Source organism: Methylobacterium sp. 17Sr1-1 (assembly GCF_003173775.1).
Taxonomy (GTDB): domain Bacteria; phylum Pseudomonadota; class Alphaproteobacteria; order Rhizobiales; family Beijerinckiaceae; genus Methylobacterium.
The window spans coordinates 4,210,469-4,234,618 of sequence record NZ_CP029552.1; the positions used below are offsets into that span (position 1 = coordinate 4,210,469).

At 70.2% G+C, this 24,150-nt stretch carries 26 protein-coding genes, 1 tRNA gene, 1 other RNA gene and 1 pseudogene; 14 read left to right on the forward strand and 15 right to left on the reverse strand.

The window, feature by feature from the left end; translation table 11 throughout:
- The first annotated feature begins 35 nt into the window (after positions 1–35).
- Complete coding sequence (locus DK412_RS18915) at positions 36–272, forward strand: hypothetical protein (protein WP_109973207.1); 237 nt, start codon at positions 36–38, stop codon at positions 270–272.
- 62 nt (positions 273–334) lie between these two features.
- Here the strand turns inward: DK412_RS18915 and DK412_RS18920 are convergent, their stop codons facing one another.
- From DK412_RS18920 to DK412_RS18930, 3 genes are all read right to left on the reverse strand, one after another.
- Positions 335–1,267, reverse strand: a complete 933-nt coding sequence (locus tag DK412_RS18920; RefSeq protein ID WP_109973208.1) for an alpha/beta hydrolase — start codon at positions 1,265–1,267, stop codon at positions 335–337.
- Between the two features lie 106 nt (positions 1,268–1,373).
- Entirely contained in the window at positions 1,374–2,402 is a 1,029-nt protein-coding gene (locus tag DK412_RS18925) for an alpha/beta hydrolase (RefSeq protein ID WP_109973209.1), read from the reverse strand.
- Positions 2,403–2,568: 166 nt separating this feature from the next.
- Positions 2,569–3,855, reverse strand: a complete 1,287-nt coding sequence (locus tag DK412_RS18930; RefSeq protein WP_109973210.1) for an RsmB/NOP family class I SAM-dependent RNA methyltransferase — start codon at positions 3,853–3,855, stop codon at positions 2,569–2,571.
- 141 nt (positions 3,856–3,996) lie between these two features.
- On the opposite strand from DK412_RS18930, the gene DK412_RS18935 reads away from it, so the two are divergent.
- Positions 3,997–4,185, forward strand: a complete 189-nt coding sequence (locus DK412_RS18935; protein WP_093568853.1) for a hypothetical protein — start codon at positions 3,997–3,999, stop codon at positions 4,183–4,185.
- Positions 4,186–4,228: 43 nt separating this feature from the next.
- On the opposite strand, the gene DK412_RS18940 is transcribed toward DK412_RS18935, so the two are convergent.
- Complete coding sequence (locus DK412_RS18940; protein ID WP_109973211.1) at positions 4,229–4,648, reverse strand: MAPEG family protein; 420 nt, start codon at positions 4,646–4,648, stop codon at positions 4,229–4,231.
- A gap of 356 nt (positions 4,649–5,004) precedes the next feature.
- Here DK412_RS18940 and ssrS point away from each other — a divergent pair.
- From ssrS to DK412_RS18965, 5 genes are all read left to right on the forward strand, one after another.
- Positions 5,005–5,162: non-coding RNA, 6S RNA (gene ssrS, locus DK412_RS18945), on the forward strand.
- 10 nt (positions 5,163–5,172) lie between these two features.
- The gene (locus DK412_RS18950; protein WP_109973212.1) at positions 5,173–5,763 is read left to right on the forward strand and encodes a 5-formyltetrahydrofolate cyclo-ligase; all 591 of its coding nucleotides are present in this window, start codon (positions 5,173–5,175) and stop codon (positions 5,761–5,763) included.
- An 8-nt stretch (positions 5,764–5,771) separates the two neighbouring features.
- Positions 5,772–6,593 carry a TIGR00282 family metallophosphoesterase gene (locus tag DK412_RS18955; RefSeq protein ID WP_109973213.1) on the forward strand — a complete coding sequence of 274 codons (822 nt, stop codon included), beginning with the start codon at positions 5,772–5,774 and terminating at the stop codon, positions 6,591–6,593.
- A gap of 147 nt (positions 6,594–6,740) precedes the next feature.
- Entirely contained in the window at positions 6,741–7,775 is a 1,035-nt protein-coding gene (locus DK412_RS18960) for a MotA/TolQ/ExbB proton channel family protein (protein ID WP_109973214.1), read from the forward strand.
- A 7-nt stretch (positions 7,776–7,782) separates the two neighbouring features.
- Positions 7,783–8,796 (forward strand): peptidoglycan -binding protein, encoded by a 1,014-nt coding sequence (locus DK412_RS18965; RefSeq protein WP_109973215.1) that lies wholly within the window; start codon positions 7,783–7,785, stop codon positions 8,794–8,796.
- Positions 8,797–8,800: 4 nt separating this feature from the next.
- On the opposite strand, the gene radC is transcribed toward DK412_RS18965, so the two are convergent.
- The 3 genes from radC to DK412_RS18980 form a co-directional block, all read right to left on the reverse strand.
- Positions 8,801–9,550 carry a DNA repair protein RadC gene (gene radC, locus DK412_RS18970; RefSeq protein WP_245447084.1) on the reverse strand — a complete coding sequence of 250 codons (750 nt, stop codon included), beginning with the start codon at positions 9,548–9,550 and terminating at the stop codon, positions 8,801–8,803.
- Positions 9,551–9,575: 25 nt separating this feature from the next.
- The gene (map, locus tag DK412_RS18975; RefSeq protein ID WP_109973217.1) at positions 9,576–10,409 is read right to left on the reverse strand and encodes a type I methionyl aminopeptidase; all 834 of its coding nucleotides are present in this window, start codon (positions 10,407–10,409) and stop codon (positions 9,576–9,578) included.
- 89 nt (positions 10,410–10,498) lie between these two features.
- Complete coding sequence (locus DK412_RS18980) at positions 10,499–10,825, reverse strand: DUF456 family protein (protein WP_204165401.1); 327 nt, start codon at positions 10,823–10,825, stop codon at positions 10,499–10,501.
- Between the two features lie 178 nt (positions 10,826–11,003).
- On the opposite strand from DK412_RS18980, the gene DK412_RS18985 reads away from it, so the two are divergent.
- The 3 genes from DK412_RS18985 (at position 11,004) to DK412_RS18995 (ending at position 12,674) form a co-directional block, all read left to right on the forward strand.
- On the forward strand, positions 11,004–11,261 hold the full coding sequence (locus DK412_RS18985; protein WP_093568862.1) for a zinc-finger domain-containing protein: 258 nt from the start codon (positions 11,004–11,006) through the stop codon (positions 11,259–11,261).
- A gap of 30 nt (positions 11,262–11,291) precedes the next feature.
- Positions 11,292–12,509, forward strand: coding sequence for an FAD-dependent oxidoreductase (locus DK412_RS18990; protein WP_109975366.1), 1,218 nt, complete (start codon positions 11,292–11,294; stop codon positions 12,507–12,509).
- Positions 12,510–12,588: 79 nt separating this feature from the next.
- Positions 12,589–12,674 (forward strand) — tRNA-Leu (locus DK412_RS18995).
- A gap of 78 nt (positions 12,675–12,752) precedes the next feature.
- Here DK412_RS18995 and DK412_RS30280 read toward each other — a convergent pair.
- The 5 genes from DK412_RS30280 to irrA form a co-directional block, all read right to left on the reverse strand.
- Positions 12,753–13,694, reverse strand: a complete 942-nt coding sequence (locus DK412_RS30280) for a hypothetical protein (protein WP_162596245.1) — start codon at positions 13,692–13,694, stop codon at positions 12,753–12,755.
- Complete coding sequence (locus tag DK412_RS30285; RefSeq protein ID WP_162596246.1) at positions 13,673–14,314, reverse strand: hypothetical protein; 642 nt, start codon at positions 14,312–14,314, stop codon at positions 13,673–13,675. Before DK412_RS30285 ends, DK412_RS30280 begins: the two co-directional genes overlap by 22 nt.
- A 290-nt stretch (positions 14,315–14,604) precedes the next feature.
- On the reverse strand, positions 14,605–15,201 hold the full coding sequence (locus DK412_RS19000; RefSeq protein ID WP_109973218.1) for a thiamine phosphate synthase: 597 nt from the start codon (positions 15,199–15,201) through the stop codon (positions 14,605–14,607).
- A complete protein-coding gene (locus DK412_RS19005) occupies positions 15,198–15,971 on the reverse strand; it encodes a thiazole synthase (RefSeq protein WP_109975367.1) in 774 nt (257 codons plus the stop codon). The genes DK412_RS19000 and DK412_RS19005 overlap by 4 nt, the downstream gene beginning before the upstream one ends.
- 233 nt (positions 15,972–16,204) lie before the next feature.
- Positions 16,205–16,705 (reverse strand): iron response transcriptional regulator IrrA, encoded by a 501-nt coding sequence (gene irrA / locus DK412_RS19010; RefSeq protein ID WP_093568865.1) that lies wholly within the window; start codon positions 16,703–16,705, stop codon positions 16,205–16,207.
- A gap of 232 nt (positions 16,706–16,937) precedes the next feature.
- On the opposite strand from irrA, the gene fabA reads away from it, so the two are divergent.
- From fabA to fabI, 3 genes are all read left to right on the forward strand, one after another.
- On the forward strand, positions 16,938–17,495 hold the full coding sequence (gene fabA / locus DK412_RS19015) for a 3-hydroxyacyl-[acyl-carrier-protein] dehydratase FabA (protein WP_093568866.1): 558 nt from the start codon (positions 16,938–16,940) through the stop codon (positions 17,493–17,495).
- Between the two features lie 192 nt (positions 17,496–17,687).
- Positions 17,688–18,914 carry a beta-ketoacyl-ACP synthase I gene (fabB, locus tag DK412_RS19020; RefSeq protein WP_109973219.1) on the forward strand — a complete coding sequence of 409 codons (1,227 nt, stop codon included), beginning with the start codon at positions 17,688–17,690 and terminating at the stop codon, positions 18,912–18,914.
- A 90-nt stretch (positions 18,915–19,004) separates the two neighbouring features.
- Positions 19,005–19,832: an enoyl-ACP reductase FabI gene (gene fabI, locus DK412_RS19025; RefSeq protein ID WP_109973220.1), complete on the forward strand. Its 828-nt coding sequence runs from the start codon at positions 19,005–19,007 to the stop codon at positions 19,830–19,832.
- A gap of 63 nt (positions 19,833–19,895) precedes the next feature.
- Here the strand turns inward: fabI and DK412_RS19030 are convergent, their stop codons facing one another.
- The gene (locus DK412_RS19030) at positions 19,896–21,590 is read right to left on the reverse strand and encodes a methyl-accepting chemotaxis protein (protein ID WP_109973221.1); all 1,695 of its coding nucleotides are present in this window, start codon (positions 21,588–21,590) and stop codon (positions 19,896–19,898) included.
- 338 nt (positions 21,591–21,928) lie between these two features.
- Here DK412_RS19030 and DK412_RS19035 point away from each other — a divergent pair.
- Positions 21,929–22,428, forward strand: a pseudogene (locus tag DK412_RS19035) (DUF427 domain-containing protein).
- A gap of 12 nt (positions 22,429–22,440) precedes the next feature.
- Here DK412_RS19035 and DK412_RS19040 read toward each other — a convergent pair.
- Both DK412_RS19040 and DK412_RS19045 read right to left on the reverse strand, forming a co-directional pair.
- Positions 22,441–23,490: an HD domain-containing phosphohydrolase gene (locus tag DK412_RS19040; protein ID WP_109973222.1), complete on the reverse strand. Its 1,050-nt coding sequence runs from the start codon at positions 23,488–23,490 to the stop codon at positions 22,441–22,443.
- A 173-nt stretch (positions 23,491–23,663) separates the two neighbouring features.
- Positions 23,664–24,134, reverse strand: coding sequence for an Rrf2 family transcriptional regulator (locus tag DK412_RS19045; RefSeq protein WP_280953993.1), 471 nt, complete (start codon positions 24,132–24,134; stop codon positions 23,664–23,666).
- Between the last annotated feature and the right edge of the window lie 16 nt (positions 24,135–24,150).

A 24,150-nucleotide genomic window follows, 5' to 3' on the forward strand; every position in this document is an offset into this window, starting at 1 on the left:
GGCGCCCCCCAACCCACCAGACAGGGAGCCTCGCCATGCGAGCCATCGTCCTCGGGATCGCCGCCACCCTCGCCACGGGCCTCAGCCTCGCGCCGGCCTCGGCCCTGCCGGTCGCCTCCGGCAACATGGTCGCGCCCGCCGCTTCGATCGAGCAGGCGCAGTACGTCACCCGCCGGGTGGTCCGCCGCGGCCCGCGCTGCACGGTCCAGGTGACCCGCACCCGCGGTCCGTTCGGCCGGGTGGTGGTGCGCAAGGTGCGCCGCTGCTTCTGAGCGCGCCGTCGCGTCCGACGTGATTCGAGAGGGCGGCCCCCGGCGGGGGCCGCCCTTCTTCGCTATGAGGGCCAGACCGCCAGCAGCGCCCGCAGGGCCGCCACGAAGGCGAGCGGCTGGTCGACCATCACGTGGTGATAGGCCTCCGGCAGGTCGACCCTCGGCGAGCCCGGCGGCAGCAGACCCTGGACATAGGCCGCGTCGGCCGGGCGCATCAGGTCCGAGCGGGCGCCGGTGACGAGGGCGAGCGGGCAGCGGGCGCCCCGCACCATCTCGACCCGGTCGGGCAGCGCGAGGCGCGCCCAGAGCGAGGGGTCGAAGCGCCAGCTCCAGCCGCCCTCGACCTCCCGCAACGATTCCCGGGCGATGAGGTCGGCGATGTAGAGGGTGTCGCAGGGCTGCATCGGCGCGAAGCGGAACCGCGCCAAAGCCGCCTCCAGGGTCGGGTAGATCCGGTGGGGCGCGAAGCGGCCGTCCTCGCGCCGGCGCCCGGTGCGGCGTTCCGGCGAGAAGATCGGCGGATCGACGATCACGGCGCCGCGCCAGCGCCCCGCCTCCCGGCCCGCCCCGGTCAGCATCGGGAAGCAGCCGAAGGAATGCCCCACCATGACGGGCGGCCCGGTCACGGACAGCCCCGTCGCCTCCGCGACCGCCTCGATCTCGTCGGCGAAGGTGTCGAGGTCGTAAGTCTCGCGCCAGTCCGAGCCGCCCATGCCGGACCAGGACAGGGCGGCGACCCGGTAACGGTCCGCGAGATACGGCGCGATGAAGCGCCACCAGCCCGCATGCGCCCCGTTGCCGTGCAGCAGCATCAGCCCCGGCCGGCCGCGCTCGCCCCAGGCGAGGGTCTCGATGGCCGCGCCCTTCACGGCGAGGCGCCCGGTCTCGGGTGCGACCGCGACGGCGTCCCGGAACCAGGACGGGGCCGGCGGGGTGTCGCCCTCGAGATGAGCGAGCGGGGCGGAGAGGTTCGGGTCGGGGGCTAAGTCGGTCACGGGCGGAATGATGGGATCGGGCCGGAGGCCGTGTCAATCGGAATTGGAAGACCGAGTATGGCCGCCAGTCACTGCATCGGCCGGGATCATTCGAAAATCCGGTCTCTCACGCCCGGATGAATCCCCGCCGCCGCGCCCAGGTCGCGAACAGGCTCGGCCAAGCCGCCGCCGGCGAACCCGGCACGCCGAGGTTGAAGCCGTGGCCGCCGCGCTCGAACAGGTGCATCTCCACCGGCACCTCGACGGCGCGCAGGGCCGCGAACATCAGCAGGGAATTGTCGACGACCGCGATCGGGTCGTCGGCGGCCTGGGCGAGGAAGGTCGGCGGGGTCTCGGGGGGAACGTGGGTCTCGACCGAGTAGGCGTCGGTGGCGACGCGGGTCGGGCTCTCGCCGACGAGGACGCGGCGGCTCGAGGTGCGGTCGAACGGCGGCTTGAGGGTGATGACCGGGTAGATCAGCGCCGCGACGTCGGGCCGGGCCGAGAGCGCGTCGTCCTCGTCGACGGGCCTGTAGAGCGGTGAGGCGAAGCGGGTGCTGGCCGCCCCCATCAGGTGGCCGCCGGCGGAGAAACCCATCACGCCGATCCGGTTCGGCTCGTAGCCGTAGCGTCGCGCCCGGGCCCGCACCAGGCGCACGGCCCGTTGCGCGTCCTGGATCGGCGCGTCGGCCCCCGCCGCCCAGCCCTCGCCGGGCAGCCGGTAGACCAGCGCGAAGGCGGTGACGCCCATCGTGTTGAGCCAGCGCCCCACCGGCACCGCCTCGTGGCCGAGATCGATGCGGCGGTAGCCGCCGCCGGCGGCGATCACCATCGCGGTCCCGGTCGAGCGGGCGGGGCGCATCACCAGCAGGCAGGGTTCGGCGACGCCGGTGACCACGCCCTCGCGGCTCTCGTCGAAGCGGGGCGCGTCCGGACCGGGGCCCCCGCCCCCCGGCGGCTTGCCGGGCCAGAGCCGCATCACCTCCAGGGCGGCGCCGGGGGCGGTGTCGGTCGGCGCGTCGTGGCCCGGGGGCTTCGCCTGGGACGTGTCCTCCCGACCCATCGGTTCCTGGCCCATCGGTCGCTCCTGCGCGCGAGCGGCGGGCGCGAGGGCGAGGGCGGCTCCCGTGAGCAACGTCCTGCGATGCAGCACCATGCCGACCGTCCGATACTCTCGAAGACCCCGAATCGATCCCGAGTCTCGCCGGCTCAGGGAATGCCGGCGGGACGACCCCTCGCCTGCATGCATAAGCCAAGCTGCCGCGGATGCACGGCAGAAAAGTACCGGGCCGGCACGGAGATGCGCCGCGCTCGTCCTGGGGTTATGCCGCCCCGCGCTCCAGGAGCGCGACGTAGAAGCCGTCGGTGCCGGTCCGCTCCGGGCTCATCTGGATGCCGTGGGCGGTGCGGCGCATCTTGGGCGCGACCTCCGCCGGCAGGTCGAGGGGCCGTGGCGTCAGGTCGTCGCGCCGGCCGGCGAGACCGGCGACCGCCGCGTCGTTCTCCTCCGGCAGGAGCGAGCAGGTGACGTAGACGAGGCGCCCGCCCGGCCGCACCAGCCGCGCGGCGCGATCGAGCACCGATTCCTGCTCCGCGACCCGCGTGGCGAGGCTGCCGGGACGCAGGCGCCACTTGGCGTCCGGGTTGCGCCGCCAGGTGCCCGCGCCGGTGCAGGGCGCGTCGACCAGGACGAGGTCGGCGGTACCGTCGAGGTCGGTCAGCACGTCCGGGCGGCCCTTGCCGCCCCGGGGCGTACGAACCTCGGCCTCGGCGCCCGCCCGGCGCAGGCGCTCGTGGATCGGGGCGAGGCGCCGCGGGTCGCCGTCGGTGGCGATCAACCGGCCCTGGTTGTTCATGAGGGCGGCCAGCGCCAGGGTCTTGCCGCCGCCGCCGGCGCAGAGATCGATCACGCTCATGCCGGGCCGCGCGCCCGAGAGGCGGGCGGCGAGCTGCGAGCCCTCGTCCTGGATCTCGAACCAGCCGTCCAGGAATTCCGGCTCGACGTGGAGCGCCGGCCCGCGCCCGTCCTCGCCGAGCGGCACCCGCAACCCGTCCGGCGCGAGCGGCGTCGGCTCGGGCGAGAGATGGGCGAGCGCCTCGCGCGTTCCGTCGCGGGTCGCCTTCAGGGTGTTGACCCGGATGTCGAGGGGCGCGCGGCGGGCGAGCGCCCGCAATTCGGGCAGGAGGTCGTCGCCGAGCGCGGCGGCGAGCGAGGGCACCACCCATTCCGGCACGTCGCCGGCGACGTGGACCGGCGCGTGGCTAAGCGTCCCGGTCTCGAGCCGCTCCCGCTCGGATTCCGTGAGGGGGGCCGGCGCGAAGCGCTCGCCGGTGAAGAGCTCCGCGACGGTCCGGGCGGCGAGCCCCCGCTGCAGGCGCAGCGAGCCGATCAGCACGGCGCGCGGGCTGTCCTCGCCCATGATCCAGGCGGCGGAGGCGCGCCGGCGTAAGGCGTCATAGACCAGGGTCGCGATGGTGGCGCGGTCGCCCGAGCCGGCGAAGCGGTGGGCGAGGCCCCAATCCTTCAGGGCGTCGGCCACCGGGCGGCGGCGCTCGGCGATGTCGGCCAGGACCTCGATGGCGGCGGAGAGGCGGGCGCCGGGGGTCATCGCGACACCGCCGACCGTGAACAGGCCGATCGTAAAAAGGCCAAGTTCGCGCCGCGGGACCGGCGCATCACGGCCAAGCTTTCGGCTCCGCGCACCCCGACACCTTGGCCGTTCCATCCGCAGAGCCGGAGTTCCGCATCCATGATCCGTCGTTCCATCCCGTCCGCCCTCGCCGTGAGTCTCGCCGGCCTGATCGCGCTGGCGGCCGGCGCCTGCGCCACCGCCCCGGCGGCGCCGGCCGTCGACCTCACCCCGCCACCGCCCCGGCCCTACGACGCCAAGACGCAGCTCGAATACGGCAACCCGCCGCCGCGGGCCCCGCGATACTGAGTGCCCCTTACCCTCCTCGCACGGGGATGGCGAGTAAGCCGTCTCAGGCGAGGAGGATCCGCCCGGCGAAGACCAGCCACATCGCCATCAGGACGACGGCCCCGGCGAGGAAGGCCTGGAAGCGTCGGATCACCACGTTGCTGGTGGCATAGATCCCCGCATGGACGAGCCGGGTCAGCACGAACAGCCAGGCGAGACCGACGAACAGGGTGTCGGCCTGGGCGGTCGCCAGCGCGAGCCCGGTCACGACGTAGAACAGCACCGGCAGCTCGAACTGGTTGGCGAAGGCGTTCGAGACCTGCTGCACCGGGGCGGGCCAGCTGCGCTCGCCGAGGGAGATATCCTTGAGCTTGACCTGCCCCGCTCTGGCCGCGGCGAAGCGGACCCGCCCGGTCCAGAGCAGCAGGCCGAAGGTGAGCAGAACCTGGACGAAGACGGGGGCGAGGATGGCTTTCGGGGTCATGGGATCCTGAAGCAAATTGAGAGACTGTTCGTGTCGGCTGTTGGTCTGGTCATGACACCCTCCGGGTCATCCCGGGGCCGCGCAGCGGAACCGGGGATCCATAACCGCTGACGATGCAAGATGAAACGGGACGCTCCAGCACCGTTCTTGATGGTCGGCGGTGATGGATCCCGGGCTCTCACCTTCGATGAGCCCCGGGATGACGCGGAGCGGCGCGAACGTGACGACCTCTTGTCGTCCTCCGCGATCGAGGACCGGTCGACGTGTGAGCGTACCGAAACGTCCCCCTCGCACGCGGTCCCAAATCCCCCGCCCGCCCCCTTTCGCAACCGCCTCCGCGGCGCTACATGAGGTCGGCGGGGCTGCGGTTCTCGTCAGGAGACAATATCCCCGGGGCCTTATCGACTCCCCCGGGAGCTGTCACTGCCCTGGTCCGTGGACCGGGGCATTACGGCGCCCACCTACTTCGTAGGTTTCCCGGGATCGATTCTCCAACGGCTCTCGTGGCTCCGCGCTGGACTTCTATGACGATCGACGGTTCCCCCGCTTCTCCGGACAAGGCTTCCTTACGCAAGGCGGCCCTGGCGCGGCGGGACGGGCTGGCGGTCGAGGCTCGCGAAACAGCCTCCCGCCGCATCGCCGAGATCGTCCTCGGCCTCCCCCAGATCGCGGCGGCCGCGCTGGTCTCGGCCTACTGGCCGATCCGCAGCGAGGTCGACCTGCGCCCGCTGGTCGCCGCCTTGCGCGCCCGGGGCCAGGCGGTGGCCCTGCCGCAGGTCACGCCCGACGGGCTGGTCTTCCGCCTCGCCGCCGAGGATGCGGCGCTCAGCCCCGGCGGCTTCGGCCTGAGCGAGCCCGGACCCGACTCAGCCATCGTCGAGCCCCGCGTGCTCCTCGTGCCGCTCGCCGCCTTCGACCGGCGCGGCCACCGCATCGGCTACGGCAAGGGCTATTACGACCGGGCGCTCGCCCGCCTCGACGCGACGGGGCGCACGCTCGCCCTCGGCATCGCCTTCTCGGCCCAGGAGACCCCCCTCGTGCCGGCCGGCCCGCACGACCGCGCCCTCGACGGGATCGTGACCGAGGCGGGCCTCATCCACCCCACCGGAGACTGATCCCCGCCATGCGCCTCCTCTTCCTCGGCGACGTCGTCGGCCGGCCCGGCCGCCTGGCGGTGAGCGAGCGTCTGCCGGCCCTGCGCGAGCGCTGGCGCCTCGACTGCGTGGTGATCAACGGCGAGAACGCCGCCGGCGGCTTCGGCATCACCGAGAGCATCTGCGACGAGCTGATCAATGCCGGCGCCGATGCGGTGACGCTCGGCAACCACTCCTTCGACCAGCGCGAGGCCATGGTCTTCATCGCCCGCCAGCCGCGGCTGGTGCGGCCGGCGAACTACCCGCCCGGCACGCCGGGCCGCGGCGCCACCGTGGTCGAGACGCGGAGCGGCGCCCGGATCCTCGTCGTCAACGTGATGGGCCGGATCTTCCTCGATCCCCTCGACGATCCCTTCGCGGCGGCCGAGCGCGAATTGTCCGCCTGCCCGCTGCGGGATGCCGCCGACGCGGTGGTCGTCGACGTGCATGCCGAGGCGACGAGCGAGAAGGAGGCCTTCGGCTGGTTCCTCGACGGACGGGCGAGCCTCGTCGTCGGCACCCACACCCACGTGCCGACCGCCGACCACCGCATCCTGCCCGGCGGCACCGCCTACATGTCCGATGTCGGCATGTGCGGCGACTACGATTCGGTGCTCGGCATGCAGAAGGACGAGCCGGTGCGCCGCTTCCTGCAGAAGACCCCGGGCAGCCGGCTCGAAGCCGCCACCGGCGAGGGCACCCTGTGCGGCCTCGCGGTCGAGACGGACGATGCCACCGGCCTCGCCCGGCGGGTGAGCCCCGTCCGCCTCGGGCCGCATCTCGAGGAAACCTGGCCGCAACACTGGGACTGAATCCCTCGAAACCCCGTACTGCTCCGGCTTGATCGGCCCGGCGGCACCCGGCACAGTGCCGGCGGCTCCCGGCGACGTCGTTTCGTCGGGGCCGACCAGTGCAGCCTGCGGACGAATCCTCGCCCGCGACAGTGAGTACGGCCCGCGATGGCGGCGAGCGCTGCGTCCCCTCCCCTGACGTCGCCGCGGATCTACCTCATCCGCATGGTGGTGTTCCTGACGCTGGCCGGCTTCCTGGCCTTCGTGCTCTACCGCCAGATCGTGCCGGCCTTCATGGCCAATCCGGGCCTCAACGGCCTGATCCTGGGCGCGACCCTGATCGCCATCATCATGGCCTTCGGGCAGGTGCAGCGCCTCTTCCGCGAGGTGCGCTTCGCCAACCGCACCGCCACCGGCGCGCCTGAGCCCGGCACCCCGCGGGTGCTCTCCGCCCTGGCGCCGGCGCTCCGCGAGGCGCGGGCCGGCCGGCCGCACCCGCAAGGCCAGTTCCAGCCGCTCCTCGACAGCGTGGCCTCGCGCCTCGACGAGGGCCGCGAGATCCTGCGCTACATCGGCGGCCTGCTGATCCTGCTCGGCCTGCTCGGCACCTTCTGGGGCCTGATCGACACGCTCTCGGCGGTGGGCGGGGTCATCCGCTCGATGCGGGCCGGCGGCGGCGACGCGGCGGTGATGTTCGACGAATTGAAGAGCGGCCTCGCGGTGCCGCTCTCCGGCATCGGCCTCGCCTTCTCGGCCTCGCTGTTCGGGCTCGCCGGCTCGCTGGTGATCGGCTTCCTCGATCTCCAGGCGGGGCAGGCCCATACCCGGTTCTACAACGAACTGGAGGACTGGCTCGTCACCGCCGCGGGTCCCGCGCCCGCGCCGGTGCCGGTCCCCGTTACGGTTCCGGCGGCGGCAGCGCTCGCCGCCGCGCCGCGCCCGCCCGAACCCGCGAAGGACGATGCGGTGCTGAAGGACATCGCCGACGCGATGACGCGGCTCGGCACCCTCGTCGGCGACACGACCAGCCACGGCCGGGCCAGCACCCAGGCGATGGCGAACCTCGCCGAGGGTATCCAGGGCCTCGTCCAGCACATGCGCGCCGAGCAGCAGATGATCCGCGACTGGGTCGAGGCGCAGGCGGCCCGCGAGCGCGAGCTGAAGCAGGTGCTCGACCGCCTCGCCCGGGAGAAGGTGGAGTGAGCCTCTGATGGCCGGCCGCCTCGTCCGGCGCGACCGCGCCCTCAATGTCTGGCCCGGCTACGTCGACGCGCTGACGACGCTGCTGCTCTCGGTCGTCTTCCTGCTCACGATCTTCGTCACCGGCCAGTTCTTCCTGTCGCAGGAATTGTCGGGCCGCGACACGGTGCTGGAGCGGCTGAACCGCCAGATTTCGGAACTCACCGACCTCCTGGCCCTGGAGCGCTCCGGCAAGCGCGCGCTGGAGGAGACCGCCGCGGGCTTGCGGGCGAACCTGTCCGGCTCCGAGGCCGAGCGGAAGCGCCTGCAAGGGCTCCTCGCCACCGGCCAGGGCGCCGAGGGCAAGGCCGCCGAGCTCGGCCGCCAGCTCGAGGCCGAGAAGGGCGCGGCCTCCCGCGCCATGAGCCAGGTCGATCTCCTCAACCAGCAGATCTCGGCGATGCGCCAGCAGCTCGCGGCGCTCGAGGACGCGCTCGCCGCCTCCGAGACCCGCGACCGCGAGAGCCAGGCCCGGATCGCCGATCTCGGCAGCCGCCTCAACGTGGCGCTGGCCCAGCGGGTGCAGGAGCTGGCGCGCTACCGCTCGGACTTCTTCGGGCGGCTCCGCCAGATCCTCGGCAACCGCCCCGACATCCGCATCGTCGGCGACCGCTTCGTGCTACAATCCGAAGTGCTCTTCTCCGCCGGCCAGGCGGTGCTGAAGCCCGAGGCCGGCCCGGAGATCGACCGGATCGCCAGCGCGATCGGGGAGCTCAACCGCCAGATCCCGGCCGACATCCCGTGGGTGCTGCGGGTCGACGGCCACACCGACGCGCGGCCGATCGCGTCGTCGCAATTCCCGTCGAACTGGGCGCTCTCGGCGGCGCGCGCCATCGCGGTGGTGCAGTACCTCGTCGGAAAGGGCATCCCGCCCCAGCGCCTGCTCGCCGGCGCCTTCGGCGAGTTCCAGCCCCTCGAGGCCGGGACGAGCGAGGAGGCCTATGCCCGCAACCGGCGGATCGAGATGAAGCTGACGGAGCGGTAGGAACTCAGATCAGCTTCAGCCCGCGGAAGCTCGCGTGGCCGTCCCGCCCGACGATGATGTGGTCGTGCACCACGATGCCGAGGGGCCCGGCCACCGCGACGATGTCGCGGGTTATCTTGATGTCGGCCTGGGACGGGGTCGGATCGCCCGACGGGTGGTTGTGGACCAGGATCAGGGCGGTGGCCGAGAGCTCCAGCGCCCGGCGCACCACCTCGCGCGGATAGACCGGCGTGTGGTCGACGGTGCCGCGGCCCTGGACCTCGTCGGCGATCAGGCGGTTGCGCTTGTCGAGGAAGAGCAGCCGGAACTCCTCCCGCGGCGCGAACGCCATCGCGGCCCGGCAATAATCGATCACCGCGGCCCAGGACGAGAGCAGCGTGCGCTCGGCCACCGCGCCACGGGCGAGCCGCCGCCCGGCCGCCTCCATGATCTTGAGATCGGTGACGACCGCAGGGCCGATGCCGTCGACCTCCAGCAGCCGCTCCGGCGAGGCGCTGATCACCTCCGCGAAGCTGCCGAAGCGGGCGATCAGCGCTTTGGCGATCGGCTTCACGTCCCGGCGCGGGATGGCGCGGAACAGCACCAGCTCCAGGAACTCGTAATCGGGCAACGTGTCCCCTTGCGCGAAGCGGGCGCGCAGGCGGTCGCGGTGGCCGTAGTAATGCGGCTCGTCCGCCTTCTCCGGGGGCTTGCTCTCGGGCACTGAACCGCCGGCCTCCGCGAAACCGGGACGGGTGCGGGGCGGGCGGGTCATGGCCGAGCCGGACCGGGCCGAGCCGTCAGGCGGTGGCGGCCGTGTCGTGCGGCTTGTCCAGCCCCTTGGGCGAGAGGGTGAAGATCTCGACGCCGGTCTCGGTCACCGCCACCGTGTGCTCGAACTGGGCCGAGAGCGAGCGGTCGCGGGTCACCGCGGTCCAGCCGTCGGCCAGCACCTTCACCGCCGGGCGGCCGAGATTGATCATCGGCTCCACGGTGAAGAACTGGCCGGGCTTCAGGGCGACGCTGTAGCTCGGTTCGACGTAGTGCAGGATGGTCGGCGCGTCATGATAGGTGCGGCCGAGGCCGTGGCCGCAGAAATCGCGCACCACCGAGCAGCGCTCGGCCTCCGCGAAGGCCTGGATCGCCGCGCCGATGTCGTTGGTGGTGCCGCCGGGCTTGATCGCCGCGATGCCGCGCATCATCGCCTCGTGGGTGATGTCGCACAGGCGCGCCGCCTTGCGCGGCACCTCGCCGACATAGGCCATGCGGCTCGAATCGCCGTGCCAGCCGTCGACGATCAGGCAGATGTCGAGGTTGACGATGTCGCCCTCGCGCAGCGGCTTGTCGTTCGGGATGCCGTGGCAGACGACGTGGTTGATCGAGGTGCAGATCGACTTCGGATAGCCGCGGTAATGCAGCGAGGCGGGATAAGCGCCGTGGTCCATCGCGAAGGTGTAGGCGAGGCGGTCGAGCGCCTCGGTGGTGACGCCGGGCGCCACCGCCTCCATCAGCAGGTCGAGGGCCTCGGCGGTCAGCCGGCCGGCCTTGCGCATCGCCTCGAAGGCCTCGGGGCCGTGGATCGGCGGCTCCTGCCGGCGGCCGTCCTTGACCGCACTCTGCTCGTCACGACTCATCGGGGGCCCGAAAGATGCGCTGGCGCTGAAAAAACCGGATGCCTCGATGTAGGCGCTTCCGGCTCCGAAGCCAAGGACGAAGGGAGGCGCTAGCGCGGATCGACCCAGGCCCGCGGCCGGGCCGTCGCGGCGGCCGGCACCCGCTGGGCCACCCGCGTGACGGGCCGCGGCTCAGCTTGCCGCGCCGCGTGGTGGCGCCGCACCCGGCGGCCGGCCCGGCGCGGGCGCCGGCCCGATTCGCCCCAGGCGGCGCCGACGACCCCGCCCACCACCGCGCCGATCGGCCCGGCAACGAGCGCGCCCGCCACCGCGCCGGCGCCCGCGCCGACCACGGTGCGGCTCTGGGCCTGCGCCGCGGGGGCGCCGAGCACGGTGAGAGCGGCGAGGAGGGCGAGCCTCGGCAGGAAGCGGGTCACGGGCGATCCTCTCTTGGTTGACGCGTGTGCGGCGCCCCGATGTCGCAAGACCGTGACCAAACGGCGGCGGAGGCCTTCGGCCCCGGCGCGGCCCCCTAGGCGCGGCGGTCCCGAGGGGCTAGGAGAACCCGATATCCCGAGGGCATCAGGCCCCGCTCAAGGCAGGAACTCTGAGGCGATGGCAGACAAGGCGGTCCCGCACTTCCACAACCAGGACGGCGTTCCGGTCATCGAGGTCGGCTCGAAGGAGTTCATGTGCATCGGCGCGCTGCCGCCGTTCGACCATCCCCACGTCTTCCTCGACATGGGCGCCGACCACGAGATCATCTGCCAGTACTGCTCGACCCTGTATCGCTACAAGCCGTCCCTGAAGGCCGGCACGGCGAACCCGGCCTCGAGCGTCTGGGACGACCGCGCCCGCCTCGCCGCCGAGTAAGCCTTGCCCCCCAGCCACTTACCTGGCCATCTGCCGGGGACTCGTCCGGTCCCGGACCGGCCGGGCCTGCGCGTCGCGATCGTCGGGGCCGGCATCGGCGGGCTCACGGCGGCGCTCGCCCTGAGCGCCCGCGGGCACGACGTGACCCTCGTCGAGCGCCGCACCGCCTTCAGCGAGGTCGGGGCGGGCCTGCAGCTCTCGCCCAATGCCAGCCGGATCCTCACCGATCTCGGTCTCGGCCTCCCCTTGCGCCGCGTCGCCGGCGAGCCGGCCCGGGTGCGGATCCGCGGGCTGACCACGGCCCGCGACATCGGCGAGATCGCGCTGGGCGAGGCGATGCGCGAGCGGTTCGGCGCGCCCTACTGGGTGGTGCACCGGGCCGACCTCCAGACCATCTTGCTCGAGGCCGCCCGCGGCCGGCCCGGCATCCGCCTGCTGATCGGGCGCGCCGTCACCGCCGTGCAGGAAACATCAACCCGCGCCACCCTGACGCTCGCCAGCGACGGCGGCCGCAGCGAGACCCTGGAGGTCGACCTCGTGGTGGCGGCCGACGGCGTGCGCTCGGCCCTGCGCACCAGCCTCGACCGGCGCCCCTTGCGCCCCCGCGGCGAGGCCGCCTGGCGCGCCACCCTCCCCCGCGAGGCGGTGCCGCCCGAATTCCTGGCCGACGAGACCGGCCTGTGGCTCGGCCCCGGCCGGCACGTGGTGCATTACCCGATCAATGGCGGGCGCCGGCTCAACCTCGTCGCCGTGGTGCCGGACACGACCGGCAGCGAGGATTGGGGCGCCCGCGGCGAGCCCGCCCGCCTGCGCGCCGCCTTCGCCGACGCCGCCCCTCCCCTCGCCGGCCTCCTCGCCCGGCCCGAGTCCTGGCTGGTCTGGTCCCTGGTCGACCGGCCGGCCGCCCGCCCGATGGCCCGCGGCCGGATCGCGCTGCTCGGCGACGCCGCCCACCCGGTTCTGCCGTTCCTGGCGCAGGGCGCCGCGCTGGCGATCGAGGACGCCGCGGTGCTCGCCGCCTGCCTCGTCCCCGGCCAGCCGGTGCCGGCCGCCTTGTCCCGCTACGCCAAGGCCCGGGCCGAGCGGGTGGCGACCATCCAGGCCCACGCCCGCCGCAACGGCCGCGTCTACCACGCCGGCCCCCTGATCGCCGCCGCCCGCGACGCGGTGATGGGCCGCCTCGGCCCGGTCCGGATGACCGAGCGCTACGCCTGGCTCTACGGCTGGCGCCCGCTCGGGCCGGCGTAAGCTTTCTCGCGATCCGATCGCGAGGCCTTGATCTGCGCCCCGCCCCCGGCTAACCCGGACCGGCAGGGCAGCGCCCTTCGCGGACGTGGCGGAATCGGTAGACGCACGAGACTTAAAATCTTGCGACCTCTGGTCGTGCGGGTTCGAGTCCCGCCGTCCGCACCAATGTTCTTAATTTTTTAAGGTTGAAAAAGTTTGAATAACAATGAAAAATTACTCTCGTTTGTCAATCGAATCGAATATTTAACCGCTTCTTTCGATTTCTAGTTTGTGTGAAAGCGCATGTACGACTTTCGGGTCCCTGATCTTGAATGTTGCGCTTCCGCCGGCTGAGCCGGTGCGCTCTATAAGGCCCATGCTCTCCATAGCAGCCACATAGTTTTGTGTCGAGCTGCCAGTGCCTGCACGTTCGTTGAGCTGGTTTCTTGTAAATTCTATGTTTTCTAATTTCAGTAAGTGCCTTATATAGGCATAAATATCCATCGAATTGGCTCTAGCGTTAGATCTCCTGGGATAGTATTCATAAAAGTTAAATTGCTTAACAAAATCGCTTATGCCTTGTTCTATTGCGCGAGGAGTAATTTTGCTTGATTCCGGGTTCAGGCGGAATTGAGATTTGAAGCTTTTATCAAGTAAATGCCATAAATCACGAGGGTTCTTATTCGCAAGCGTCAACATTTGCTGAAAGCCTTTTGTTTCCATCCCATTTTCAAATATATTTGCAAAAGAATGAGTGGCGTTATTTGAAAATACAGATAGCCTCCTATTTGCAGCAGAGATTAGGTCGGCGTCGTCCCATATTACTGAGGGGCAAAATATTTTTTGTGTTCTTACTCTATCTTTCAGCATATTGAACGGAATCACCCATAATGATAAGATTACTTGGAAGGAATCGTCTGTTAAAAATTTATTGTCGGTGACAACAGGCTCGATGAAAGATTCTATTTCTTCCGCAGCATTATTTAGTCTAGCGTCTTCATCCGCCTTGTCAAATATAAAAATAATATTATTGTATCCTATCTTCTTTGATAATCCTACCAGCTTCTTCAACATCGAGAATGAAATTTCAGGATCGGAGAAACTCTCATCTATATTGTAAGTAAATTCTGGAAAGTATTCCTTCCATTCTGATTGCTGTTTCGGGGTTCCTGCCGCTTGTGAAATTAAGTCAGAAAGAAAGGACACAGCTGCATTTGCACCAATGTTGAGCGGTATACGCGCAACCTTATAAAACTTGTTCGATATCCAAGCCCCCACCCCATTTGTAGAGCAGCAACTTTTCTATGTAGCTCGTTTTTGCTCGCTTGCCTAACAAAATGAGCAAGAAAATATGATAAAAGAACCTTGTCTTGTTTTGACAGGCTAGATCCACTTTTGCGATCATCAGCCATCTGTGCAAATAATCTTTCCGCAAGATTCGATATTGCGAATTTGTAAAAATTAGCCGAATTGAACGATAAAGATAAATCAGAATAATCCGATATGCTCACTAGTAAGGAGTCGTTGCTCGCCCTTCTTGAAAAATCGTATAGTATTGCGGTTTTGCCTGTACCGCGATCACCAGCTATAATCATCGTTCTCCCATTGTTGAATCCTTCAATTATTGGGCTATACATCGAAAAATCGACAAAAAGGTCTTTGCCATGGGTCTGTTCATTCTCTGATGTGAAAACGGAGAAAGGATATTCAACAAATCCAAATGCGCGATAAAACTCGCCAAAGCTCTTACTCATGCGAGCACTTCCAGCTGATGCTTGCGAAATCCAACATTGCCATATCATAACGTTGACGGTTTTGGTGTCCACTAACGATCGTGTCGCGCCCACAAGAAACGTCCAAAATTTGTTGAAATAGTAATTTTCAAATTTTATTTAGAAGTTTTACCAGATTTTTTTTCGCTGTGTCGAAATATCAACCACATCATCCTAGTATCGAGATGCATCTCGCGACCAAACATTATATCGGATTGATTGGACGGTTTTCGCTTTGTTGAAACGGTTCCTAACTTTCTTGGAATGCTATCTTCTACTTCTGCGTCGCTCTAATCGTTCGGATACAGATGGGAGACGAAGCGAAAACGCCACGAAGATGCGTCTTATCCAAAGGTCGGAATCACGCCCTTGACATCCTGCGCACGCATAACCTTCCCCATCACCGCCACGGCAATGGCTCCGACCTTGCGGCACGCGGACGCCGTATCGGCATCGACGCCGCCAAGCGCCACCACCGGCATCACTTCCGCCGCCTCGCGCAAAACTTCCAGCCCCAAAGCCGGCCCATACCCCGGCTTACTCGCCGTCAGAAAAATCGGGCTCAACGTCACATAATCCGCCCCCGCCTCCCGCGCCGCCCGCACGTCGCTGAGCGAATGCGCCGAGACGCCGAGCAACGCCCCCCGACCCAGCCGCGCCCGGGCGGCCGCCACGGCGCCAGCCTCGCCGAGCTGAACTCCCGCCGCCCCCACCCGCGCCGCCAACTCCACATCGCGCCCGATGGTGAGCGCTCCCCCCACCCGCGCCACCTGTCCGGCCAGAGTCTCGGCCAGAACCGCCCGCTCCGGCGCCGGCAGGTCGCGGTCGCGCAGCCAGATCCAGCGGGCGCCGGCGGCGAGGCACGCAGCGACGCGGTCGGCCAGGGGCTCGGGGCAGCCGTGCCGGTCGGTGACGATCAGCAGGCGGGCGGGCAGGCTCACGAGCCGACGAGGCCGAGCTGCGGGCTCGACGGCTCGGCCCGGGCGCGGCGCGGGATGCGGCCGGCGAGATGGGCGAGGCGGCCGGCCTCGACGGCGTGGCGCATGGCGCGGGCCATCCGCACCGGATCGTCGGCCTTGGCGACGGCGGTGTTGAGGAGCACCGCGGCGGCGCCCAGCTCCATGGCGATCACCGCGTCGGAGGCGGTACCGATGCCCGCGTCCACGATCACCGGCACGGGCGAGCGCCGGCAGATCAGTTCGAGATTCGCCGGGTTGGCGACGCCCATGCCGGAGCCGATCAGCGAGCCCATCGGCATCACCGCGGCGGCACCCAGATCGGCGAGCCGGCTGCACACGACCGGGTCGTCGTTGCAGTAGGGGAGCACGACGAAGCCGGCATCGACCAGCTGGCGGGTGGCCTCGATCGTCTCGGCGACGTCGGGATAGAGCGTCTCGCGGTCGCCGATCACCTCGACCTTGATCCAGTTGGTGCCCATCGCCTCGCGGGCCAGCTCCGCCGTCATCACGGCGTCGCGGGCGGTCTCGCAGCCGGCGGTGTTGGGCAGGAAGCGGGCGCCCTTCAGGCGCGCCACCGTGTCCGAGCCGTGGCCGTGGAGCGAGATGCGGCGGATCGAGACCGTCACCACCTCGGCGCCGCTCTCCCGCACCGCCTCGCTCATGATCGCCTGCGTCGGGTAGCCGGCGGTGCCGATGAGGAGGCGCGAGGACAGGGTCGTGCCGGCGATGACGAACGGGTCGTCGTGGGTCATGGGGTTCCTCCGGATGTCGTGCGCGGGGTCGGCCGGATCGGCCATCTCTGTCGCACGCGGGCTCGTGCGGTGCGGGGCTCCGGGTCCAGGATACCGGACCCCGCCCCGTCGCGGCCCTGCATTCCGCTCAAGATGGGGATGCGCCCGCTTTCCGGCACCGGCCTCTCATGACGAAAGGGCCGCGTTCCCTTTTCGGAAACGCGGCCCTCGCAAACGTCACGGTGCGGGTGCGATCAGGCCCGGCCGCCCCGGCGGCGCAGGCGGACGATCACCTCGACGCCGGCGATCTCCATGCCCTCGGGGGCCTGGGGCAGCGAATCGACGGTGATGCCGCAATCCGGCATGTCGAGCACCTGGCCCTCCTCCTCCAGGAAGAAGTGGTGGTGCTCGCTCGGGTTGGTGTCGAAATAGGCCTTCGAGCCGTCGAGGGCGAGCTGGCGCAGCAGGCCGGCCTCGGTGAACTGGTGCAGGGTGTTGTAGACGGTCGCGAGGGAGACCGGGACCTTGGCCCGCATCGCCTCGTCGTACAGCATCTCGGCGGTGAGGTGCCGGTCGCCCTTGCCGAACAGCAACCAGCCGAGGGAGAGGCGCTGGCGCGTCGGGCGCAGGCCGGCACGGCGCAGGCGATCGCGAAGGTCCGAGAGCGGGCAACCGCGCCGCTGGCCGGCGGCGCCGGACTCGAGGGCCGGGACGCGGGCGCCGAGGACGGCGCGCAGGGGCGACAGGTCGTTCATCAGCGGAACTACGACTCGTTGGACGGCGGCAATGTTACCGCTCGTTATAGGCCGCCCATCCCCCCGCCGCAACCCGACCGCGGCCGTTGAGGCGCAGATCAGAAGCGTTACAGACTAGGGCCTTCGGCCGGCTTTGAACAGTCCCGGGCGCTGTGTTAACGAGGCGCCACCCCGCCGCCCCCGGCCTCTGCCGGAGGGTCGGCGCCCCTTCGACGAGGATGTCGCCCCGCTCATGTCCGCCGACCAGACCTCCGCCCCCGCCGCCCCGAGCCGGCCCTCGAGCTTCTCCTACGAGGACCTGCTGGCCTGCGGCCGCGGCGAGATGTTCGGCGCCGGCAACGCCCAGCTGCCGCTGCCGCCGATGCTGATGTTCGACCGCATCACCTCGATCGGCCGCGACGGCGGCGCCCACGGCAAGGGCCACGTGCTCGCCGAGCTCGACGTGCGGCCCGACCTCTGGTTCTTCCCCTGCCACTTCCACGGCGACCCGGTGATGCCGGGCTGCCTCGGCCTCGACGCCCTGTGGCAGCTGGTCGGCTTCCATCTCGGCTGGCTCGGCTCGCCGGGCCGCGGCCGGGCGCTCGGCGTCGGCGAGGTCAAGTTCAGCGACCAGGTGCTGCCCAGCGTCAAGAAGGTCGTCTACGGCGTCGATCTCAAGCGCGTGCGCCAGGGCCGCCTGGTCCTCGGCATCGCCGACGGCTGGCTCGAGGCCGACGGCCGGCGCATCTACGAGGCGCAGGACCTGCGCGTCGGCCTGTTCCAGGCCGCCACCCCGGCTGCCGGCGGCTGAGCCTGCGCTGACAAGCCCGTCACCGCGCGGGCGATCCGGCCCGCCGCACTGAAAAGCGGGCCGTCACAGGCCCGCCGGGACCCTTTCCCCCGATGGGCGGTTGAGATTACGGCACCGGGCGCCTAGGTGACACCCGCTGGCGAAGACCGCCCGCGGGCGCCCGTGGCGCCGCTCCGGAGGGTTCCGACGATCATGAGGCGCGTGGCAATCACCGGGATGGGCATCGTCTCGTCCATCGGCAATTCCACCCAGGAGGTGCTGGCTTCCTTGCGCGAGGCGCGCTCGGGCATCTCCCGCGCCGAGGATTTCGCCACCCACGGCTTCCGCAGCCAGGTCCAGGGCGCCCCCACCCTCGACGCCGAGGAGGTGGTCGACCGCCGCGCCATGCGCTTCCACGGCGGCGGTACCGCCTGGAACCACGTCGCGATGGAGCAGGCGATCCGCGACGCCGGCCTTGAGCAGGCCGAGGTGTCGCACGAGCGCACCGGCATCATCATGGGCTCGGGCGGTCCCTCGACCCGCGCCCTGGTGGAGGCCGCCGACATCGCCCGCGCCAAGGGGCCGAAGCGCGTCGGGCCGTTCGCGGTGCCGAAGGCCATGTCCTCGACGGCGTCGGCGACGCTCGCGACCTGGTTCAAGATCCGGGGCGTGAACTACTCGATCTCCTCCGCCTGCGCGACCTCGAACCACTGCATCGGCAACGCCGCCGAGATCATCCAGGGCGGACGCCAGGACATCATCTTCGCCGGCGGCTGCGAGGAGCTGGACTGGACCCTGTCGGTCCTGTTCGACGCCATGGGCGCCATGTCCTCGAAGTACAACGACACCCCCTCGCGGGCCTCGCGCGCCTACGACAAGGCGCGCGACGGCTTCGTCATCGCGGGCGGCGCCGGCGTGCTGGTGCTGGAGGAGCTGGAGCATGCCCGCGCCCGCGGCGCGCGCATCTACGGCGAGGTCGCGGGCTACGGCGCCACCTCGGACGGCCACGACATGGTGGCGCCCTCCGGCGAGGGCGCGGTGCGCTGCATGCGCCAGGCGATCGAGAACCTCAAAGGGGTCAAGATCGACTACATCAACCCCCACGCCACCTCGACCCCCGTCGGCGACGACAAGGAGATCGAGGCGATCCGCGAGGTGTTCGGCACCGGCGACGCCTGCCCGCCGATCGCCGCGACGAAGTCGCTGACCGGCCACTCCCTCGGCGCCACCGGCGTGCAGGAGGCGATCTACTCGCTCCTGATGATGAACAACGGCTTCATCTGCGAGAGCGCCCATATCGACGAGCTCGACCCGGCCTTCGCCGACATGCCGATCCTGCGCGCCCGCAAGGACGACGCCAAGCTCGGCCACGTGCTCAGCAACTCCTTCGGCTTCGGCGGCACCAACGCCACGCTGGTGCTCAAGCACGTCGACGCCTGACGCGGTCGGGTGCCTGTTCCGCGAGACGTGGACAGGCGCCCGCTCGCCGCGTAAAGGCCCGATCCACCCTTGAACAGCGGAGGATCGGGCGTGACGGGTTTGATGGCAGGCAAGCGCGGGCTCGTGATGGGCGTCGCGAACGACCACTCCATCGCCTGGGGCATCGCCCGCGCCCTGGCGGGCCAGGGCGCCGAACTGGCCTTCACCTACCAGGGCGAGGCGCTGGGCCGCCGCGTCGGGCCGCTCGCCGGTACCCTCGGCTCCTCCCTGGTCTTCTCTTGCGACGTCGAGGATCTGGCCTCCGTCGACGCCACCTTCGCCGCCCTCGACGAGGCCTGGCCCGAGGGCTTCGACTTCGTCGTGCACGCCATCGGCTTCTCCGACAAGGCGCAGCTCAAGGGCCGCTACGTCGACGTCACCACCCGGGAGAATTTTTCCCGCACGATGGTGATCTCGTGCTTCTCGTTCACGGAGATCGCCCAGCGGGCGGCGACGCGGATGCGCCCCGGCGGCTCGCTCCTGACGCTCACCTATGGCGGCTCGACCCGGGTGATGCCGAACTACAACGTGATGGGCCTCGCCAAGGCCGCCCTGGAGGCGTCGGTGCGCTACCTCGCGGCCGATCTCGGGCCGCAGGGGCTCCGGGTCAACGCCCTCTCGGCCGGCCCGGTGCGGACGCTCGCCGGCGCCGGCATCGCGGATGCCCGCCTGATGTTCAACCACCAGGCCGCTCACGCCCCCCTGCGGCGCACCGCGACGCTGGAGGACATTGGCGGCTCGGGCCTCTACCTGCTCTCGCCGCTCTCGGGCAGCGTCACCGGCGAGGTCCACTACGTCGATTCGGGCTACAACATCGTCTCGATGCCGCGGCCGGAGGTGCTGAAGGCGCAGGATGCGGCCGGCGTGACCGACGCGTGAGCGGCGGCCGAGCCGGGGCACCGCGGGCCCCGACTTCGGGACGGCGGCCTCCGGGATGGGCTGTCAGGCGGCCCGGACGGTCGAGAGGAAGCGGGTGACCTCCGCCCGCAAGTGCTCGGACTGGCGCGACAGCTCGGTCGCCGCGCCGAGCACCTGGGAGGCCGCCTCGCCCGTCTCCCCGGCCGTGTCCGCGACGCTCCCGATGGTCTGCGTCACCGTGCCGGTGCCCTGCGCCGCCTGGCCGACGCTGTGCACGATCTCCTGGGTCGCCGTCCCCTGCTCCCTCACCGCATTCGCGATCGTGGTGGCCGCGAGGTCGATCTCCCGGATGCGGCCGGTGATCGCGCCGATCGCCGTCACCGCCTGGCCCGTCACCCCCTGGATGCCGGCGATCTGCCCCGAGATCTCGCTCGTCGCCCGTGCGGTCTGCTCGGCGAGCGCCTTCACCTCGGCGGCCACCACCGCGAAGCCGCGCCCCGCCTCCCCGGCCCGGGCCGCCTCGATGGTGGCGTTGAGCGCCAGGAGGTTGGTCTGCCCGGCGATCGACGCGATCATCGTCACGACGTCGCCGATGCGCCCGACGGACGCGCTCAGTTCCCGGACCAGCGCCCCGGTCTGGTCCGCCTCTCGCGCCGTCGCCCGCGCGAGGTCGGCCGAACCGACGGCCTGCCGGTCGATCTCGTGGACCGATGCGCTCAGTTCCTCGGCGGCGGCGGCGACCGTTCCGACATTCGCGGACGCCTCCTCAACGGCCTTGGCCACCGTGCCGGTCTGCGATGCGGTCCGGCCCGCGGTGGCGGACATCTGCCTGGCGGTCGCCTCCAGTTCGGTGGCCGAGGAGGAGACCAGACCGACGATCCCGCCGATCGCCCGCTCGAAGTCCTCGGCCATCCGCCGCATTCCGCTTCGGCGCAGCGCCTCGGCCGACAGCCGTGCTTCCGCCGTCTCCGCCTCGAGATCGTGGTTGCGGCGCAGGCTCGCCTGGAAGCCGAGGGCGGCCCGGGCGATCTCGCCGATCTCGTCGCGATGCCCGGTGCACGGCACCGTGACGTCGACGTGGCCGCGCGCCAGGCCCGTCATCACCGAGGCGACCTGCAGCGCCCGGCCGGCGATGTCGCGGGCGAGCCACGCGATCACCGCGAAGGCGACGCCCGCACCGATGGCGGTGGCGAGCACGATCGTGGCCATCGTGCTCGCATTGGCCGCGCGGGCGGCCTCGGCGCCGGCGGTCGCCCGAAGGCTCGCTGCCGACTTCAGACCGTCGAGTTCCTTCCAGGCCGCATCGTACAGCTCGTTGGCCGGGCCGTTGAAGGCCGCGCGGGCTCCCTTGGCATCGCCGGCCGCCGCGGCGGCGAAGGCGGCGGCCTGCGCGTCGAGATAGCTCTGCCACTGGCGCAGGAAGCCCGCGAAGGTCGCGGCGGTCTCGCCGTCCGCCGGGAGCTTCGCGAAGTCCTGGGTCAGGCCCCGCATCTCGTCGATGCGCGCCACGTTGCGCTCCGCGGCGCGCGCCCTCGCGGCCGGCTCGGCCTCGTCGATCACGCGGGTCGCCCCCAGGCGCACGCGGGTCATCACCGCCCGCAGGTCGCCGATCAGGCTGACGCGCGGCAGCAGCAGGTCGCCGATCTCGTCGATCGCTGCCGCGCTTCGGTACACGCTCAGCGTCGCCTGTCCGCCCACGGCGATCACGATGAGGACGACGAGGGCCGCGAGACCGAGAAGCTGAGTCCGAAGGTGGAGGCGTTGACGGAGCGCGATCATAGGTGCCTGGTCCGCCCATGGCGTCGATGTGACGATCAACAACGGAAGTCGATTAAGAAATTGTCACTACGCGCTGCTATGCAGCATACGCTCTTATATTGCTCGATATTTCTGATAATTGCAGCAACCGAAGATTGAACGCGCGTGAGGATCGGCTTGCAGCGAGGACAGGGCGGCGACGGGGCCGAGGCGTGCCGGCCATACCGGGGATCCCTCGTGCCGATGTGTCGCTGCGGATGCGGGCCGGATCGTCCCCGTCGCTCAGGGCCCTGCCGACCACGTGACGCTTCGCGCGGCCGCGCGTTATCGCGGCGGACGACACGCGAGGAGAGCCCAGGATGCAGCGCGGCCACCCGAAGCCCGACCCGGTCGGCCCCGGCCAGGAGAGCGTGTGGGACTATCCCCGCCCCGGCTGGAACCGGTGCCGGAGCGCCTGCGCGTCGTCTTCGACGGGCTCACCATCGCCGACACGGTGCGGGGATGGCGGATCCTGGAGACGTCCCATCCGCCGAGCTACTACCTGCCGCCGGAGGACGTCGTGCCGGGCGCGCTCGTACCGGCCGGCGGCGGCTCCCCGTGCGAATGGAAGGGCCGCGCCCTCTACTTCGACGTCGTCGGGCCGCGGGGCCGGGCCGGGCGGGCGGCCTGGGCCTATCCGAACCCGACCGACGCCTTCGCAGCCCTCGCCGGGCACGTCGCGTTCTATGCCGGGGCGATGGAGGCGTGCTTCGTCGGCGACGCGCGCGTCACCCCGCAGCCGGGCGGCTTCTACGGCGGCTGGATCACGGACAACATCGTCGGACCGTTCAAGGGCGAGCCCGGCACAATGGGATGGTGATCCCCCCTCCTCTCACGCCGCGCGATCGGCCGGCCGCTCCTCGACCAGGGCGACGACGTCGTCCCAGCGCGACAGGAAGGCCGCGACGCAGTCGGGATCGAAATGCGCGCCCGATTGCTCCTCGAGGAAGCGCCGGGCCCGCTCCAGCGGCCAGCCGGGCTTGTAGACCCGGGCCGAGATCAGGGCGTCGAACACGTCGGCCACCGCCGTGATGCGGCCGGGCAGCGGGATCTCGGTGCCCTTGAGCCCCTGCGGGTAGCCCGCGCCGTCCCAGCGCTCGTGATGGGTGAGCGCGATCTCGGCGGCGAGCCGCAGGAGGCGCGACGGGCTGTCGTGCAGCATGCGGTAGCCCCGCAGGGCGTGCTGCATCATCTCGTAGCGCTCGGGCTCGGTGAGGGGCCCGGGCTTGCGCAGGATCGAGTCGGCGACGCCGATCTTCCCGATGTCGTGCATGGTGGAGGCGAGCGCGATGTCGTTGCCCTCCTCCTCCGACAGGCCGAGCCCGTCGGCGATGGCGAGCACGCAGCCGGCGACGCGGGTGAGGTGGTCGCCGGCCTGGTCGTCGCGGAACTCGGCGGCGAGCATCAGGCGGCGGATGATCTCGCGCTCGCGCTCCTGGCTCTCGGCCGCCGCCCGCTCGATCTCGCGGGTCAGCGCCCGGGCCTGGCTCTCGACCGCGTCCTGCGCGCGCGCGAGCGCGATCAGGTTGCGGCCGCGGATCGACAGGTCCGAGGCGTCGAGGGGCGGCAGCACCACGTCGGTGGCGCCGGCCTCCAGCCCGAGGCGGCGCGCCTCGGCCGGGTCGCCGTCGGCGATGAGCAGGATCGAGGTGTGGGCGAGGTGGGGCTTCAGGCGAAGGACGCGGATCAGCGCCGGCGCGTCGAGGCCGGGCCAGGCCTCGATCAGCACCAGGTCGACGGGTTTCGCCGCGAGGGCGGCGAGCGCCGCGCCGGGATCGGTCACCACGAGGGACGGCACGCCCGACGCGAACAACCGTGTCAGCCCGCCGGGATCGGGCCGGGCCGTGACGACCACGATTGCGGGATCGGCTGCATTGGTCATGGTCCCGGGGATTCCCTTCCGCGCCCGATGATGGCTCAAACTACCGCGACTTGATAAAGCATTCTTTAAGCTTCCGCACCGCGCGGGTGCCGGGACGGTTCAGGATCGAACTAACGCAAAACCTTGATCCGGCATCGTTTCCTTGCCGGAACTGCGACCCCGGGCGGAACTGCTTAGATCGTGAAATCCGCGCCGGCCCGCGGGCCGGCGACCTGCGCGGCCTCGGCCCGGCCGCAGAGATCCTCCACGGTCACCGAATCGAGCACCGCAAGGTACGCCCCGGCCGCCTCCGCCACCAGGGGGGCGACGACGAGACCGGCGACGTCGTGGCCGCCGAGACCGGGCTCGGCGTCCGGGCCGAGCACCGCCCGGGCGATGTCGCCGGCGCTGATGCGGCGGCGCTCGCGGGCGAGCTCGTAGCCGCCATGCGGCCCGCGCAGGCCCTTGAGCAGGCCGTGATGGACCAGGGCCTGCAGCACCGCCTCGAGGTGGCGGGGCGGCAGGGCGTGGCGCGCCGCCAGCGCCTTGGCGCTCACCGGCTGCGGCCGGGCATGGAGCGCGATGTCGACCATCGCGGCGAGCGCGAGGCGCAGGCGCGGCGGGTCGAGGGCGGCGCCCGAAGCGGGCCGGGAGGGGTGGAGCACCGCGTCCAAGCGCGTC